Annotated in this window: 11 protein-coding genes and 2 tRNA genes; 10 read left to right on the top strand and 3 right to left on the bottom strand. The window is 66.2% G+C overall.

The genetic code is table 11. The features are described from left to right. Positions 1 to 42 precede the first annotated feature (42 nt). Both rlmD and cysM read right to left on the bottom strand, forming a co-directional pair. On the bottom strand, positions 43 to 1,395 hold the full coding sequence (gene rlmD, locus TQ98_RS20865) for a 23S rRNA (uracil(1939)-C(5))-methyltransferase RlmD (protein ID WP_044873829.1): 1,353 nt from the start codon (positions 1,393 to 1,395) through the stop codon (positions 43 to 45). Then, a complete protein-coding gene (cysM, locus tag TQ98_RS20870) occupies positions 1,382 to 2,293 on the bottom strand; it encodes a cysteine synthase CysM (protein ID WP_044873828.1) in 912 nt (303 codons plus the stop codon). Before cysM ends, rlmD begins: the two co-directional genes overlap by 14 nt. A gap of 281 nt (positions 2,294 to 2,574) precedes the next feature. On the opposite strand from cysM, the gene TQ98_RS20875 reads away from it, so the two are divergent. The 5 genes from TQ98_RS20875 (at position 2,575) to TQ98_RS20895 (ending at position 8,282) form a co-directional block, all read left to right on the top strand. Next, the gene (locus TQ98_RS20875) at positions 2,575 to 3,390 is read left to right on the top strand and encodes a tetratricopeptide repeat protein (protein WP_044873827.1); all 816 of its coding nucleotides are present in this window, start codon (positions 2,575 to 2,577) and stop codon (positions 3,388 to 3,390) included. A gap of 206 nt (positions 3,391 to 3,596) precedes the next feature. Further along, the gene (locus TQ98_RS20880) at positions 3,597 to 6,359 is read left to right on the top strand and encodes an ATP-binding protein (RefSeq protein ID WP_044874135.1); all 2,763 of its coding nucleotides are present in this window, start codon (positions 3,597 to 3,599) and stop codon (positions 6,357 to 6,359) included. Between the two features lie 60 nt (positions 6,360 to 6,419). After that, positions 6,420 to 7,406 carry a 2-hydroxyacid dehydrogenase gene (locus TQ98_RS20885; protein WP_044874134.1) on the top strand — a complete coding sequence of 329 codons (987 nt, stop codon included), beginning with the start codon at positions 6,420 to 6,422 and terminating at the stop codon, positions 7,404 to 7,406. Positions 7,407 to 7,437: 31 nt separating this feature from the next. Beyond that, a complete protein-coding gene (locus TQ98_RS20890; protein ID WP_044873826.1) occupies positions 7,438 to 7,878 on the top strand; it encodes a hypothetical protein in 441 nt (146 codons plus the stop codon). Further along, entirely contained in the window at positions 7,875 to 8,282 is a 408-nt protein-coding gene (locus tag TQ98_RS20895) for an META domain-containing protein (RefSeq protein ID WP_044873825.1), read from the top strand. The genes TQ98_RS20890 and TQ98_RS20895 overlap by 4 nt, the downstream gene beginning before the upstream one ends. Before the next feature lie 138 nt (positions 8,283 to 8,420). Here TQ98_RS20895 and dinB read toward each other — a convergent pair whose 3' ends face one another. Continuing rightward, on the bottom strand, positions 8,421 to 9,476 hold the full coding sequence (gene dinB / locus TQ98_RS20900) for a DNA polymerase IV (protein ID WP_044873824.1): 1,056 nt from the start codon (positions 9,474 to 9,476) through the stop codon (positions 8,421 to 8,423). A 186-nt stretch (positions 9,477 to 9,662) separates the two neighbouring features. Here dinB and TQ98_RS20905 point away from each other — a divergent pair. From TQ98_RS20905 to mprF, 5 genes are all read left to right on the top strand, one after another. Continuing rightward, positions 9,663 to 9,739 (top strand) — tRNA-Met (locus tag TQ98_RS20905). 114 nt (positions 9,740 to 9,853) lie between these two features. Continuing rightward, positions 9,854 to 9,930 (top strand) — tRNA-Met (locus TQ98_RS20910). Positions 9,931 to 10,276: 346 nt separating this feature from the next. Continuing rightward, on the top strand, positions 10,277 to 10,570 hold the full coding sequence (locus tag TQ98_RS20915; RefSeq protein ID WP_044873823.1) for a hypothetical protein: 294 nt from the start codon (positions 10,277 to 10,279) through the stop codon (positions 10,568 to 10,570). A 141-nt stretch (positions 10,571 to 10,711) separates the two neighbouring features. Beyond that, complete coding sequence (locus TQ98_RS20920) at positions 10,712 to 13,117, top strand: EAL domain-containing protein (RefSeq protein ID WP_044873822.1); 2,406 nt, start codon at positions 10,712 to 10,714, stop codon at positions 13,115 to 13,117. 214 nt (positions 13,118 to 13,331) lie between these two features. After that, positions 13,332 to 15,980, top strand: a complete 2,649-nt coding sequence (gene mprF / locus TQ98_RS20925; RefSeq protein WP_103103033.1) for a bifunctional lysylphosphatidylglycerol flippase/synthetase MprF — start codon at positions 13,332 to 13,334, stop codon at positions 15,978 to 15,980. Positions 15,981 to 15,983 lie beyond the last annotated feature (3 nt).

Below are 15,983 nucleotides of genomic sequence, written 5' to 3' on the forward strand. Positions count from 1 at the left end.
GTCGCCAGCCCTCTGTCGTGCCGGTCGGATTACGCGGGCTTCCTAGCCCGCCTCGAATAACGCCATGGCCTCGACATGCGCCGTCTGAGGAAACATGTCGAGAATCCCGGCCTTCTTCAGCTGGTATCCCTGCTTGACCAGTTCGGCGCTGTCACGCGCCAGGGTCGCCGGATTGCAGGATACATAGACCACTCTTCGCGCACCGGTCGCGGCTATCTGCCGAACGGCTTCGAAGGCGCCATCCCGTGGCGGATCGAGCAGCACGGCGTCGAATCCCTGCCCCGCCCAGGCTGCATCAGCCAAGGGGTTCGACAGGTCGGCCTGGAAGAAGTGCAGATTATCCAGTCCATTGGCCGCGGCATTGCCACGCGCGCGCTCCACCATCGCGTCGACGCCCTCCACCGCCACCACTTCGCGCACCTGGCGCGCCAGCGGCAGGGCGAAGTTGCCGAGCCCGCAGAACAGATCCAGCACCCGCTCACCGGGCTGCGGTTTCATCCAGTCTAGCGCCTGCTCCACCATCGCCTCATTGACCGCGGCATTCACCTGCACGAAGTCGCCGGGGCGATATTCCAGCTCCAGGTTCCAACGCTCCAGGCGGTAGCCGAGGCGCGCGGCGGGCTGGTCCGGCTGCGGATCGCCTTCGCCGTGCAGCCAGAGCTGCGCCTGGTGCGCCGCGCAGAAGTCGCGCAGGCGCTGCAGGTCGGCTTCACCGAGCGGCTGGGTGTGGCGCAGCAGCATTGCCGAGTCGGTGCCATGGAACAGTTCCACGTGGCCGATCGCCTGGGGCTTGTCCAGGCCGTGCAGCATCTCGGGCAGGTCGCGCATCAATGGCTGCAAGGGTTGTACCAGCACCTGGCAATCCTTGATCGCGACAATCGACTGGCTGGAAGCCGCGCGGAATCCGACGTCCAGCTGACGGGCCTTCGCATCCCAGCGCACGGCGATGCGCGCACGGCGCCGATAACCGAATTCGGTCCCCACAAGTGGGGCCACCCATTCCGCGGGCGAAAGATCGGCGACGCGCGCCAACTGCTCGGCCAGGGTGCGCTGTTTCAGGGCGAGCTGCTCGGCGTGGGGCAGGTGCTGCAGGGTGCAGCCGCCACACTGGCCGGCATGGGCACAAGGCGGCACCCGGCGCAGTGGGCTGGCGTTCAGTACCCGTTCGGTACGGGCTTCCACCACCTGACTGCGGGCGGTCAACACGCGGACCTCTACCTCTTCCTCCAGCAGGGCGCCAGCGACGAACCAGGTACGTCCGTCGACAAAGGCAATGCCGCGCCCGTCGTGGGCCAGCCGCTCGATGACGAGCCGCTGCTTCTTGCCCACTGGGACCTGAGGGGTCCGCGCTCCGCCGCTGGGCTGGAAGCGCAGGCCGGTGTTACGCCGGGACATTGGGGTCTTCGTAGATACCGGTAGAGAGATAGCGATCGCCGCGGTCGCAGATGATCGCCACCAGGGTGGCGTTCTCTACTTCGCGGGACAGGCGCAACATGGCCGCCACCGCACCGCCTGAGGAGACGCCGCAGAAGATGCCTTCCTGGCGGGCCAGGCGACGCATGGTGTCCTCGGCTTCGCTCTGGGCCATGTCGATGACGCGGTCGACGCGCTCGGCCTGGTAGATCTTCGGCAGGTATTCCTGGGGCCAGCGGCGGATACCGGGGATGGCCGAGCCTTCCTGGGGTTGCAGGCCGACGATCTGGATATTCGGGTTCTGCTCCTTGAGGTAGCGCGACACGCCCATGATGGTGCCGGTGGTGCCCATGGAGCTGACGAAATGGGTGATGGTGCCCTGGGTCTGCTGCCAGATTTCCGGGCCGGTGCCGACGTAGTGGGCTTCCGGGTTGTCGCCGTTGGCGAACTGGTCCAGCACCTTGCCACGGCCACCGCGCTGCAGGCTTTCGGCCAGGTCGCGGGCGCCTTCCATGCCTTCCTCGCGGCTTACCAGGATCAGCTCAGCGCCGTAGGCGGTCATGGCGGCCTTGCGTTCGGCGCTCATGTTGTCCGGCATGATCAGCATCATCTTGTAGCCCTTGATGGCGGCGGCCATGGCCAGGGCGATGCCGGTATTGCCGGAGGTGGCCTCGATCAGGGTGTCGCCGGGCTTGATGTCACCGCGCAATTCGGCACGGGTGATCATCGACAGGGCCGGGCGATCCTTGACCGAACCGGCGGGGTTGTTGCCTTCGAGCTTGACCAGGAGGGTATTGCTGGTTTCACCGGCCAGCCGCTGCAAGCGCACCAGCGGGGTGTGGCCGATGCAGTCGGCGATAGTGGGGTACTGCAGAGTCATGGCGGGTTTCGCAATCCAGACGCAGGGGGTGCATATGATAGCGGCAAACCGGGCGGCGCCATATCGCGCAAGCGCTTCGGTTTATGGCTTGCGGCTATATAGATGTAGCCAGATGGCATTTGTCCGTGCGCAATCAATAAAGAAGCCCCGGCCAGTCTTCGGTTGTACAGGCTTAATGAAAATAAATACTATTCGCCTCCCTCGCGAATCCCCCGACAGCCCCTGCCGCAGCCCATCGGAAATCCCCCAATCCGCTGCGCCACCGGGCGGAGAACCCGGCCATGGGCATCACCCTGACCCGCACCGAAACCCTCAGCAGCAAAGAACTGCGCGAACGCCTGGCAATGGATCCGCGCCAGGCAGCCCGGACCATCCTCGCCGCAGCCCGCGACGGTGCGCTGGAAGCCCAGACGCTACTCGGCCAGATCCTGCTGGATGGCAACGGCATCGAACGGGACCCGGCCCTGGCGCGGACCTGGTTCCGCATCGCCGCCGAACGGGGTGATGCCATGGCTCGCAACATGCTCGGCCGTTGTCTGGAACAAGGCTGGGGCGGCGAGGTGGACCTGGAGGGTGCTGCCCGCGAGTACCGCCTGGCTCTGGAAGCCGGTCTGGACTGGGCCATGTACAACTACGCCGGCCTGCTGGCCACTGGGCGCGGTGTGGCGCGTGACCAGCACCGGGCCTTCGCGCTGTACCTGCAGGCAGCGGAGCTGGGCCATGCCAAATCCATGAATCTGGCGGGTCGTTACTTCGAGGAAGGTATCGCCGTGGAGCCCTCGCTGGAGCGCGCGCGGGACTGGTACCGCCGCTCGGCCCTGGCCGGCGACTTCCGCGGCCAGTTCAGTCACGCTGCAGTGCTGGCGGAGGAGGGTCAGTTGGATGACGCCTTGCATTGGCTGCACCAGGCCCTGGACGGTGGCAACCTGAACTTCCTTCGCGCCAGCCGCGCCCGCCTGACCCGAGCGCCGCATCCCAGCCTGCGCGCCCTGGCCGCGGCCTACTACCAGCGAGCCGTCGAGCTGGGCGACGACAGCGATCGGCAGGCCCTGGAGGCCTACCAGTCCAGCGAGCGTGCCACCAACGTCAGCTTCTGACCGCGTGCCTGGCCGTTGAGGCAACGCTACCCGGCCACACCGGCAGGCACCGATGGCGACAAAGGCCGGGGGGCTCGGGAAAGGGTGAGCATGCGAACAACCTTCAAGTGTGAACGACTGCTGAATGTGATTTCTGGCAAAACTGCCTGAAGATTCCCATCCAATCAGCCGCTAAACTGCGCGAATTACGCTTGGGGAGGATGGGCGTGTACAAGGATCTGGGCATCAAGGGCCGCGTGCTCATGCTGACGCTGCTGCCCACCAGCCTGCTGGCGCTGGTACTGGGCGGCTATTTCACCTGGGTGCAACAGGCCGACATGCAGGCCCAGTTGCTCCAGCGCGGCCAAATGATCGCCGAACACCTCGCGCCCCTCGCCGCCCCGGCCCTGATCCGCGGCGACGCGGTGCTGCTGGAGCGCATCGCCGACCACGCCCTGGACCAGGCCGACGTGCGCGCCGTGAGCTTCATCGGCCCGGACCACAAACGCCTCGCCCATGCCGGGCCACGGATGCTCAATGAAAGCCCCGAAGGCCAAGGCGACAACCTCTCCTTGAGGAGCAACACCGAGGCCACCCGTTTCCTGCAGCCGGTGTTCGAGCGCCACCGGGTGCTCTCCGGCGACAAGACTCCGCTGCCCAACGACAACCTGCTGGGCTGGGTGGAACTGGAAATGTCCCACCAGGGCACGCTGCTGCGGGGCTATCGCAGTCTGCTCGCCAGTCTGCTGCTGATCACCACGGGCCTGGGCGTCACCGCCCTCCTCGCCCTGCGCATGAGCCGCGCCATCAACGAGCCCCTGCGGCGCATCAAGCAGGGCGTGGCACTGCTCAAGGAAGGCCGCCTGGAAACCCGCCTACCGCCCCTGGGTAGCCATGAACTGGACGAACTGGCCTCCGGCATCAACCGCATGGCCGAGGCCCTGCAGACCGCCCAGGAAGAGCTGCAGCACAACATCGACCAGGCCACCGAGGACGTTCGGCAGAACCTGGAAACCATCGAAATCCAGAACATCGAACTGGACCTGGCGCGCAAGGAGGCCCTGGAGGCCAGCCGCATCAAGTCCGAGTTCCTCGCCAACATGAGCCACGAGATCCGTACCCCGCTCAACGGCATCCTCGGCTTCACCGGTCTGCTGAAGAAAAGTGACCTCACCGCGCGCCAGCAGGACTACCTGGCGACCATCGAGAAATCCGCCGACAGCCTGCTGGGCATCATCAACGAAGTCCTCGACTTCTCGAAGATCGAAGCCGGCAAGCTGGTGCTGGAAAGCATCCCCTTCAACCTCCGCGACCTTATCCAGGACACCCTCACCATCCTCGCGCCGGCCGCCCACGAGAAGCGCCTGGAGCTGGTCAGCCTGGTCTACCGCGACACCCCGCTGCAACTGATGGGCGACCCGATGCGCCTGAAGCAGGTGCTGACCAACCTGGTGAGCAACGCCATCAAGTTCACCCGCGAAGGCACCATCGCCGTGCGCGCCATGCTCGAGGACGACAGCGACGACGAACTGGCGCAACTGCGCATCAGCGTGCAAGACACCGGCATCGGCCTCTCCGACGCCGACCTGCGCGCCCTGTTCCAGGCCTTCACCCAGGCCGACAACTCCCTCTCACGCCAGGCCGGCGGTACCGGCCTGGGACTGGTGATCTCCAAGCGCCTGATCGAACAGATGGGTGGCGAGATCGGCGTCAGCAGCACGCCGGGCGTGGGCTCGGAGTTCTGGATCAGCATCAGCCTGCCCAAGTCACTGGACGAGATCGAAGGCAGTGCGCTGCCCAGCCTCGACGGGCGCCTCGTGGCCGTGCTCGAACCCCAGGAACTGACCCGCCAGTCCCTCTGCCACCAACTGGAAGACTGCGGCCTGCAGGTGCTGGAGGTCCCCAGCATCGACAACCTGGTGGACGAAGTCGCCGCGCGCCGCCTGGGCAAACGCCCCATCGGCCTGGCGGTGATCGGCGCCGACGTCCAGGCGCTGTCACCGGAACAGCTCAGCCAGCGGGTCTGGGACCTGGAACAACTCGGCTGCAAGAGCCTGGTCCTCTGCCCCACTACCGAGCAGGGTCTCTACCACCGCGCCCTGCCCGAAGCCCACAGCCAGCTGCAGGCCAAACCGGCCTGCACCCGCAAGCTGCAGCACGCCCTCGGCGGTCTGGTCAGCCCGCGCCAGCCGCGCATCGACCTGCCTCAGCCAAGCAACAGCCGCGCGCCCCGCGTGCTCTGCGTCGATGACAACCCGGCCAACCTGCTGCTGGTGCAGACCCTGCTGAGCGACATGGGCGCCGAAGTGAGCGCCGTGGACAGCGGCTTCGCTGCCATCGAGTCGGTCCAGCGGGAGCGCTTCGACCTGGTGCTGATGGACGTGCAGATGCCCGGCCTGGATGGTCGCCAGGCCACCGATGCGATCCGCCGTTGGGAAACCGAACAGCGCGTCGACCCAGTGCCCATCGTCGCCCTCACCGCGCACGCCCTGGCCAACGAGAAGCGAGCCCTGCTCCAGGGCGGCATGGACGATTACCTGACCAAACCCATCGGCGAACGCCAGTTGGCCCAGGTGGTGCTGAAATGGACCGGCCTCAGCCTCGGCGGACTGCCGGTACAGCGCCAGGGCACAGCCCGTGAGGTTCAGACGGAAAACGGCCTGAACGTGCTGGACGCGGAGGAAGGGCTGCGCCTGGCTGCGGGCAAGGCCGATCTCGCCGCCGACATGCTGTCCATGCTGCTGGCCTCCCTCGACGCCGATCGCGAAGCCATCCGCGCGGCGGCCCGCAGCGGTGATCGTTCCACCCTGCTGGAACGGGTGCACCGTCTCCACGGCGCCACCCGCTACTGCGGCGTGCCCCAATTACGCGCCGCCTGCCAGCGTAGCGAAACCCTGCTCAAACAGAACGACCCGACCGCCCAGCAGGCGCTGGATGAGCTGGACGCCGCCATCGGCCGGCTGGCCGAGGTGGCCAGGATGGAGGCCTGATCCAAGGCAAGGTGCAGTGGCAGGACGCCAGCTATGCTCCTGAACAACCAAGGAGAACCCATGCGCACCATTCTGTTCAGCAGTCAGGCCCATGATCGCGAAAGCTTCCTCAACGCCGCCCCGACCTTCGAGCTGCATTTCCAGCAGGCGCGACTGACCCTCGACACCACGGCCCTGGCCAACGGTTTCGACGTGGTCTGCGCCTTCATCAACGATGAACTCTCCGGCCCGGTGCTGGAGCGCCTGGCCAGCGGCGGCACCCGCCTGATCGCCCTGCGCTCGGCGGGCTACAACCATGTGGACCTGGCAGCCGCCAAGCACCTGGGCCTGACTGTCGTGCGTGTGCCGGCCTATTCGCCCCATGCCGTGGCGGAACACGCCGTGGCCTTGATCCTGGCCCTCAATCGCCGCCTGCACCGCGCCTACAACCGCACCCGCGAAGGCGACTTCACGCTTCACGGCCTGACCGGCTTCGACCTGGTGGGTAAGACCGTCGGTGTGGCGGGCACCGGCCAGATCGGCGAAGCCTTCGCCCGCATCATGGCCGGCTTCGGCTGCGGCCTGCTGGCCTATGACCCGTTGCGCAACCCCAGTGTCGAGGCCCTGGGGGCGATCTACGTCGACCTGCCGGACCTGCTCGCCAACAGCGACATCATCAGCCTGCACTGTCCCCTCAACGACGCCACCCGGCACATGATCAACGCCCGGAGCCTGGAGCGGATGAAGCCTGGCGCGATGCTGATCAACACCGGGCGCGGCGCCCTGGTGGACACCCCGGCACTGATCGATGCGTTGAAATCCGGCCAGCTCGGCTACCTGGGCCTGGATGTGTATGAAGAAGAAGCCAACCTGTTCTTCGAGGACCGCTCCGACCTGCCCCTGCAGGACGACGTGCTGGCCCGCCTCCTGACCTTCCCCAACGTGATCGTCACCGCCCACCAGGCCTTCCTCACCCGCGAAGCCCTGGCCGCCATCGCCCGTACCACCCTGGACAACATCGCCGCGTGGGCCGCCGGGCGTCCCTGCAATCAGGTGGAAGCACAGTGATGGTAGGATGCGCGACCTAGCTGGAGGACCCATGGCCGAACACGATTTCCGTTACACCCTGCTCAACCCCGCCCACACCCTGAACGAGTGCCGCGCGCTCTCCCCGGGCCTGTACCAGGTCACCGGTACCGGCGGCTCCATCCAGGCCGGCGACACCCTGCTGGTCACCCTCAAGGGGAGCCGCGACCTCAGCATGCGCCTGACCGTGGACAAGGTGCGCCACCTGATCAATCCACCCGGCCAGTGGCTGGCGGTGGCGAAGGGCCCGGTATTCAAGGAGCTTTCGATTCACAACTGGCACGTGGACTGCGATGCCTGCGGCACCCGCCTGGACTTCGAGTTCGCCGTGGACGGCGGCCTCGGCAAGCAGGCCCAGGCCCCCGCCGCCGAAGCGCGCCTCGCCGAACTGGGTTGGCGCAGCAAGGCCGGCCAGCACTTCTGCCCGAACTGCCGCACGGAGGACAGTCAATGACCCGGAACGCCCTGCTGCTGGCCGCACTGGCCGCCGCCGTGACTGGCTGCGCGACCGATCGCCCGCAACTGGAAACCGGCACGACCTACCAGGTTGAATGGGTCGGCGAACGCCCGCTGATCGACAACAGCCACCTGACCATCACCCTGGGCGACGACAACCGTGCTTACGGCAATGCGGGCTGCAACCACTGGTTCGCGTCCTACAGCCTGGAAGGCGACAAGCTCAGCTTCGGCGCCGCCGGCAGCACCCGCAAGATGTGCGCCCCCGCCCTGATGGAGCAGGAACAGCACTTCCTCGACGCCCTGGGCAAGGTCCAGCGCTGGGACATTTCCCCCATCGACCAACTGCGTCTGTGGCCGGCCGAAGGCAAGCCGATCCGGCTGTGGCCGGTGGAAGGCTGAAGGCCTCGCCGAAGTCGAACCGGCCCTTTGTAGGGGCGAATTCATTCGCCAAGGGCAGCAGCGCTGCCCCATCTTGCAGGGGCAGACCTTCGGCCTGCTTGGCGAATGAATTCGCTCCTACAGAAAAGCAGGCGTGCGTCAGAACAGGTTGAGCTGCTCGTGTGCGCCCCGCAGGTCCTGCAGCCTCACCCCCACCCCGATCAACCGAACCGGCTTGTCCCCTCGGGCAAAAGCAGTGGTGAGCAATTGCCGGTAACTCTCCAGATCACGGCGGGCGCCAGCCTGTTCCAGCGTGGTCTGGGTGAAGTCATGGAACTTCAGCTTCACGAAGGGCTTGTCCGGCTTGTAGCTGCTGTCCAGCCGCGCCATGCGCCCCCGTAGCTCGTCCAGCAGCGCCGGCAGCTGCTCCAGGCAGGCGTCCAGGTTCGGCAGGTCGTGGTCGTAGGTGTTTTCGACGCTGATGGACTGGCGACGGCTGTCCACCTGCACGCCGCGATCGTCCTGCCCCCGCGCCAGGTTGTAGAGGCGCTCGCCGAAACTGCCGAACTCCCGCGCCAGCGCCAGCTTGTTCCATTCCCGCAGGTCAGCGCAGGTGCGCACGCCGAGGCGCGCCAGCTTCTCCGCCGTCACCTTGCCCACCCCGTGGAGCTTACTCACCGGCAAGGCGGCGACGAACTCGTCCACCTGGTCCGGGGTGACCACGAACAGGCCATCGGGCTTGCGCCAGTCGCTGGCGATCTTGGCCAGGAACTTGTTCGGCGCCACCCCAGCCGAGACCGTGATATGCAGCTCCGCCGCCACCCGCCGGCGGATATCCTGAGCGATGCGCGTGGCGCTGCCGTTGAAATGCGGACTGTCGGAAACGTCCAGGTAGGCCTCGTCCAGGGACAGCGGCTCGATGATCTCGGTGTAGTCGCGGAAGATCTGGTGAATCTGCCGCGACACCGCCCTGTAGGCGTCCATGCGCGGCCGGACGATGGTCAGGTCCGGGCACAGCTTCACGGCGGTGCGCATCGGCATCGCTGAACGCACGCCATAGGCGCGAGCGTCGTAATTGCAGGTCGCAACCACCCCCCGCTTGTCCGGCGAGCCTCCGACCGCCAGGGGTTTTCCCGCCAGACTGGGGTCATCGCGCATCTCGATGGCGGCGTAGAAGCAGTCGCAGTCAATGTGGATGATCTTTCGTTGCGGCATGAAGGTCGTGGCGCGAGAACGGTTCGAGTAGCAGGCGATGATACCGCAGCCAGCCCCCTCTCCAGCCGCTCTAGCGCAGCATTGGACGGCGTCCGCAGAGCGCCCCTGATTGCTAAATATTTGAGTGAAAAAGAATTTTTCCGAGAAATCGTTTGACAGCGCCTCGCAGAACTGTAGAATTGCCGCCGCGGGATGGAGCAGTCTGGTAGCTCGTCGGGCTCATAACCCGAAGGTCGTTGGTTCAAATCCAGCTCCCGCAACCAGTTTTCCAAAAGGCCACTCTTCGGAGTGGCCTTTTTCGTTTGGGCTGAAATAAATATTTGATTTAAATGAAATAAATCGTTTGACAGCGCCCCGCAGAACTGTAGAATTGCCGCCGCGGGATGGAGCAGTCTGGTAGCTCGTCGGGCTCATAACCCGAAGGTCGTTGGTTCAAATCCAGCTCCCGCAACCAGACAAAGAGAAGGCCCCGATTGGAAAACCAATCGGGGCCTTCTGCTATCTGCTCCACTCCCACGCAATGACCTCGCCGTGTATCGCCTTCGCTTGTCCTGACGGACAAGGGGCGTGCATCATCCGCCCCCGCTCAACAGCATGTAATTGATCTCGGCCGCCATGACGAATGGCCGGGAAGCGTCTACTTTGCTATGCACGCGTGCTGGCAGCGACCGGCCGCTTTGTCACCTACCGAGCCCGGAGCCGCCGCCGCATCATTCGCCTCATGATCGCGACTCCATATCGCTGCATGTTCATTCGCTGGCCAGGGAGGGCTGACATTTCAAGGGAAGAGGAACGTATCCATGTCGTCCAGAATCAGCCTGCCCTTCATCGCTGCAATCTTTGCGGCAGGTGCCATCTCCACCAGCCACGCAGATGAATCCGCCATCGCGGCCCATTGCCAGTCCAAATGGAGTGGTGATGCCATGCGTTCCCTGTGCATGGAGGAGCAGCGACAGGCCGCCCAGACCCTCGCCCGCTACAGCGGCCCGGTCCGGGAGCAATGCGAGCGCGACTGGGGCTCCGATTTCAAGATGATCCTCTTCTGCATCAAGCAGCAGCCCCTCTCCTCGAGCGGCGAAACGAGCACGGAATAGCGCCCGCCTCCCGCCGCGTCTATCGCAAGCAACCCCGGAAAGGCCCCTCCCCGTCCGTCCGGGCTGCCGGTCTGGCCCCGGTCCGGACAAACCTCGACCTCTATACTTGAAGCGCACCCATCCACGAGGTGGAGGTTGGTCATGGCCAGGCAATGCGCGTCCAGCGAGGAAGTCGAATACCTGAACCGCGCCCTGCGCACCCTCAGCGGCTGCAACCGGGCCCTGCTGCGCGCCGAGGACCCGTGCTTCCTGTTCCAGGAAATCTGCAGGGTGGTGGTGGAGGAAGGCGGCTATCGCATGGCCTGGGTCGGCCGCGCTGAGAATGATGAAGCACAGTCAGTGACACCTTTGGCCCATGCCGGGCTCGACCAGGCCTATGTGGACTCGCTGAACATCACCTGGGCGGACCGTGAGCGCGGACGCGGCACCACCGGCACAGCTATCCGTACCGGAGCCCCGACCATCACCCGCAACATCCTCACCGATCCCAGGCTCAATCCCTGGCGAGACAGCGCCATCACCCACGGTATTGCCTCGGTGCTGTCCCTGCCCCTGCGGGTGGACGGCCAGATTTTCGGCGCCCTCGCCATCTGCGCCAAGGAGCCGGACGCCTTCGGCGAGCGCGAACTGGAATTGCTCAGCGAAGCCGCCGACGATCTCGCTTTCGGCCTCCAGGCCCTGCGCGGCAAGGCTCGGCGCCGGCAGGCCGAACTGCAGGTGGAATCCCTCAACCGCGCGCTGTCCACCCGCGTGGCGGTCAACCACGCCGTGATCCATGCAACCAGCGAGAAGCCGCTGCTGGCGGAGATCTGCCGGGTACTGGTGGACGAATGCGGCTATCGCCAGGCCTGGGTGGACTATCGCCAGGACAATCCGGTCCAGCCCTACAAGGTGATGGCCTGCCACGCCGCCAATGGCATCTGCCAGGGTTGGGGCGCGGGCCGTCATGAAGGCAGCTTCCATGGCGAACTGGAGACAGCCCTGCAGGCGGGAAATCCGCTGGTGATGCGCGACCTGCTCAACACCCCGACCGCCGCACTCCACGAGGAAGCCCGCGAATTCGGCTTTGCCGCCTCCATGGCGCTCCCCCTGCAAGTGGAGGAAAGCCTGGTGGGCATGCTGGTGATCATGGCGGCCCGGGCCGATGCCTTCGAAGATAAAGAAGTGGAATTGCTGCTGGCCATGGCCCACGACCTGGGCTTCGGTATCGCCACCCTGCGCACCCGCGCCCGGGCCGAAGAAGCCGAAGCCACCATCCGCCGCATGGCCTATGAAGACGCCCTGACCGGCCTACCCAACCGGTTGCGCCTGCGGGAATTGCTGGATGCCGCCATCGCCAATGCCCGCCAGGAACGCCGTCCGTTCGGCCTGCTGCACCTGGAAATCGCCCGCAACCAGGAAATCAATGAAACCCTTGGTTACCGCGAAGGCGACCGTCTGCAACTGGAGATCGCCACCCGCCTGAAACAAGTGGTGGGCGCGGAGCGTACCGTGGCACGGATGGGCGAATGCGAGTTTGCCGTGCTCATGCCCAACGGCGGCGCCGAACACGCCTCCCAGTTGGCCAAGCAGATACTCACCGCCCTCTATGACCCGGTAGAACTCTCCGGCCTCTATCTGGAAGCCCGCGCCAGCATCGGCATCGCCCTTTATCCAGGCCACGGTACGGCGCCTGAGGCCCTGATCCGGCGGTCGGGCAGCGCCATGGAGCAGGCCAAGCGCACCAATGGCGGATTCGCCGTGTTCCAGGGGGGCCTCGACCAGGAATGCGCCCAACATCTGACACTGATGGGTGACCTGCGCCGCGCCATCGACCGCAACGAGCTGCTGCTCTACTACCAGCCCAAGGTGGAGATCGCCAGCAACCGGGTCTGCGGCACCGAAGCGCTGGTGCGCTGGCGTCACCCGCAGCACGGGATGATGCCGCCGGACGAGTTCGTCCGCCTGGCGGAGAACACCGGACTGATCACCCCGCTGACCCTCTGGGTGCTGGATACCGCCCTCGGCCAGTGCTACGCCTGGCACGAAGAGGGTGATGAACGCCCCGTCTCGGTCAACCTCTCGGCCCATGACCTGCGTGATCCCAGGCTGCTGGATCGTATACAGGGCTCCTTCGCCACCTGGGGTGCCAGGCCCGAGTGGATCGAATTCGAGCTGACCGAAAGCGCCCTGATGGAAGACCCGGTGGCCTCCCTGCAAACCCTCTCCGCCCTCAAGGACCTGGACGCCCGCCTGACCATCGATGATTTCGGCACCGGCTACTCCTCCCTGGCCTACTTGCAGAAACTGCCGGTGGACTCGCTGAAGATCGACCAGTCCTTCGTCACCCACATGACCAGCAACGACGGCTCGGCCAAGATCGTCCGCTCCATCATCGAGCTGGCCCACAACCTGGACCTGACGGTGGTGGCCGAAGGCGTGGAAGACCAGCTCACCTTCAACCAGCTTGGGCAGTACGGTTGCGATATCGCCCAGGGCTACAGGATCAGCCGGCCGATTCCCGCCGAGCAGTTCCGCGACTGGGAGACCCGCTCGGCCTGGCACTGACTGACCGCCCCGCCGCGACAAATTGCCACCCTTCCCCGCCCTCGTCTGGCGCGCCGATGCCGCTGCGCGCCCCGCTTGCCTAGACTTGGCGGGATGCCGGGCGATTTCGAACCCGGCTCCCGGCCGTGCTGCCCGTAAAGAAAAATTCGGCCTGGCACTTGGAACTTGCGGTAGCCGCCCACACTCAGTGGCGCACATTGCCCAGAGGTGCTCGATGCGCGCCAACACCCCGCCAGTGGAAACCCCCGCTAACGGCCAACTCAACAACGAAGAATCCACACCCCTACGCTGGCTGGATCGCCTGACGGCCTACCGGCAGTGGATCGTCATTGCCTTCACCCTGCTGGTCTTCATTCTCGGCCTGGTGGCGTGCTGGCACCTGCTGCGGGAGCTCGACCCCAACGCACTGCGCGCGGCCATCCGCGAGGTCCCCGGTACCAGCCTCCTGCTGGCCCTGGGGGCGACAGCTGTCAGCTTCATCGCCTACGTCGGTTACGAATGGTCCGGCTGCCGCTTCGCCGGCGTACAGCTGCCCTTGCACCGCATGGCCCTCGGCAGTTTCTGCGCCTCCGGCATCGGCAACGCAGTGGGGCTGTCCATGCTCACCGGCGGCTCGGTCCGCTTCCGCCTCTATGGCCGCCATGACCTGGGGGCCGGCGACATCGCCCGCATCACCCTGTTCGCCAGCCTGGCCCTGGGCTCTGCCCTGCCTCCGCTGGCGGCCCTGGCGGCATTGAGCGCGCCCGCCGCCGCTTCCCTGGCCCTCGGCTTGCCGGAAAGTCTGGTGATCGTCCTGGGCGTCGCCGTGCTGCTGGCTTCCGCCCTGCTGGTGCTCTGGATCTCCCGCCTGCGGGTGCCGGAGGCTACGGTACCCGGCTGCATCGACATCCGCCTGGGCAACCGCAGCGTGCGCCTCCCCGGACTGCGCCTGTCCGCCCTGCAACTGCTGATCACGGTGGTGGACGTCTGCGCCGCCGCCTGCGTGCTTTACGTGCTGCTGCCGGAAGCGCCGCCCCTGGGCGCCTTCCTCCTGGTGTATATGCTGGCCCTGGCCGCCGGGGTACTCAGCCATGTGCCCGGCGGCGTCGGGGTGTTCGAGGCGGTGCTGCTGGCTGCGTTCGCCGGCCAGTTGGGCGCGGCGCCGCTGGCCGCCGCCCTGCTGCTCTACCGCCTGACCTACGTCGGCCTGCCCCTGGTGCTGGCCTGCCTGCTGTTGCTGGCCAACGAGGCCCAGCGCCTGTTCCCCGCCGGTCGCCAGGCCCTGCGCGCCGCCTCCGGCCTGGCGGCGCCGGTGCTGTCGCTGCTGGTGTTCCTCTCCGGCGTGGTGCTGCTGTTCTCCGGCGTCACCCCGGCGGTGGATACCCGCCTGGAACATCTGAGTTTCCTGATTCCCCACCGCCTGATCGACGCCTCGCACCTGGCCGCCAGCCTGGTGGGCGTGCTCTGCCTGCTGCTGGCCCACGGCCTGCGCCATCGCCTATCGGCAGCCTGGGCACTGACGGTGGTGCTGCTGCTGGCGGGCGCCGGACTGTCGCTGCTCAAGGGTTTCGACTGGGAAGAAGCCAGCCTGCTGACCATGACCGCCGTGCTCCTGGCCATCTTCCGCGACGCCTTCTACCGCCCCAGCCGCCTGCTGGAAATGCCCTTCTCGCCCATCAACCTGGCGGCCAGTGCCTGCGTCTTGCTGGCGGCCCTCTGGCTGATGTTCTTCGCCTTCCAGGACGTGCCCTACAGCCACGAGCTCTGGTGGCAGTTCGAAGTGGACGGCGACGCCCCCCGCGCCCTGCGTGCCTCCCTGGCCAGCGGCCTGCTGCTGGCCGCCATCGCACTGGTGTGGCTGCTGCGCCCCGTGCCGCCGACCATCCACGAACCCACGGAAGAAGAACTGCAGAACGCCGCCAAGGTGGTCTGGAAATCCGACCAGCCCGATGGCGGCCTGGTGCTCACCGGCGACAAGGCACTGCTGTTCCATCCCCAGGGCGACGCCTTCCTGATGTATGCCCGCCGCGGCCGCAGCCTGGTGGCGTTGTTCGACCCCATCGGCCCGGCCGCCCGCCGCGCCGAGCTGATCTGGCAGTTCCGCGACCTCTGCGACTTTCACCATGCGCGGCCGGTGTTCTACCAGGTGCGCGCGGAAAACCTGCCTTACTACATGGATATCGGACTCTCCGCCCTGAAGCTGGGTGAAGAGGCACGGGTGGACCTCACCCGCTTCGATCTGGAGGCCAAGAACAAGGCCATGAAGGACCTGCGCTACACCCTCAGCCGAGGCCAACGTGATGGCCTCAGCCTGCAGATCCACGACGCCGGCAGCGCGCCCCTCGACGCGCTGCGGAGCATTTCCGAAGCCTGGATGCAGGGCAAGCAGGCCCGGGAGAAAGGCTTCTCCCTCGGCCGCTTCGACCCGGACTACCTGAACCACTTCCGCATCGCCACCATCCACTTCGAGGGCAAGCCGGTGGCGTTCGCCAACCTGCTGGAAACCGAAGGCAATACCCTGGCCAGTATCGACCTGATGCGCGTCCACCCGCATGCGCCGAAAATGACCATGGAATTCCTCATGCTCAGCCTGCTGCTCCATTACAAGGAACGCGGCCACGCACGCTTCAGCCTCGGCATGGTGCCCCTGGCGGGCCTGCAACCCCGGCGCGGTGCGCCGCTGACCCAGCGCCTCGGCGCCCTGGTTTTCCGCCGTGGCGAGCAGTTCTATAACTTCCAGGGCCTGCGTCGTTTCAAAGAGAAGTTCCAGCCCGACTGGGAGCCGCGCTACATGGCGGTGCCAGCCGGCCTCGACCCGCTGGTGGCGCTGGCCGATACCGCTGCGCTGATCGCCGGCGGTTTCACAGGTCTGGTCAAACGTTGAGGT

Origin of the sequence: Pseudomonas sp. LFM046, assembly GCF_000949385.2 — a bacterium.
Lineage (GTDB): Bacteria > Pseudomonadota > Gammaproteobacteria > Pseudomonadales > Pseudomonadaceae > Metapseudomonas.

What these genes read in the sequence shown, in the direction of transcription:
- dinB (WP_044873824.1), bottom strand. Translation starts at nt 9,476, where the DNA reads ATGCCGCAACGAAAGATCATCCACATTGACTGCGACTGCTTCTACGCC.
- TQ98_RS20875 (WP_044873827.1), top strand. Translation starts at nt 2,575, where the DNA reads ATGGGCATCACCCTGACCCGCACCGAAACCCTCAGCAGCAAAGAACTG.
- TQ98_RS20895 (WP_044873825.1), top strand. Translation starts at nt 7,875, where the DNA reads ATGACCCGGAACGCCCTGCTGCTGGCCGCACTGGCCGCCGCCGTGACT.
- TQ98_RS20920 (WP_044873822.1), top strand. Translation starts at nt 10,712, where the DNA reads ATGGCCAGGCAATGCGCGTCCAGCGAGGAAGTCGAATACCTGAACCGC.
- TQ98_RS20885 (WP_044874134.1), top strand. Translation starts at nt 6,420, where the DNA reads ATGCGCACCATTCTGTTCAGCAGTCAGGCCCATGATCGCGAAAGCTTC.
- cysM (WP_044873828.1), bottom strand. Translation starts at nt 2,293, where the DNA reads ATGACTCTGCAGTACCCCACTATCGCCGACTGCATCGGCCACACCCCG.
- TQ98_RS20915 (WP_044873823.1), top strand. Translation starts at nt 10,277, where the DNA reads ATGTCGTCCAGAATCAGCCTGCCCTTCATCGCTGCAATCTTTGCGGCA.
- mprF (WP_103103033.1), top strand. Translation starts at nt 13,332, where the DNA reads ATGCGCGCCAACACCCCGCCAGTGGAAACCCCCGCTAACGGCCAACTC.
- TQ98_RS20890 (WP_044873826.1), top strand. Translation starts at nt 7,438, where the DNA reads ATGGCCGAACACGATTTCCGTTACACCCTGCTCAACCCCGCCCACACC.
- rlmD (WP_044873829.1), bottom strand. Translation starts at nt 1,395, where the DNA reads ATGTCCCGGCGTAACACCGGCCTGCGCTTCCAGCCCAGCGGCGGAGCG.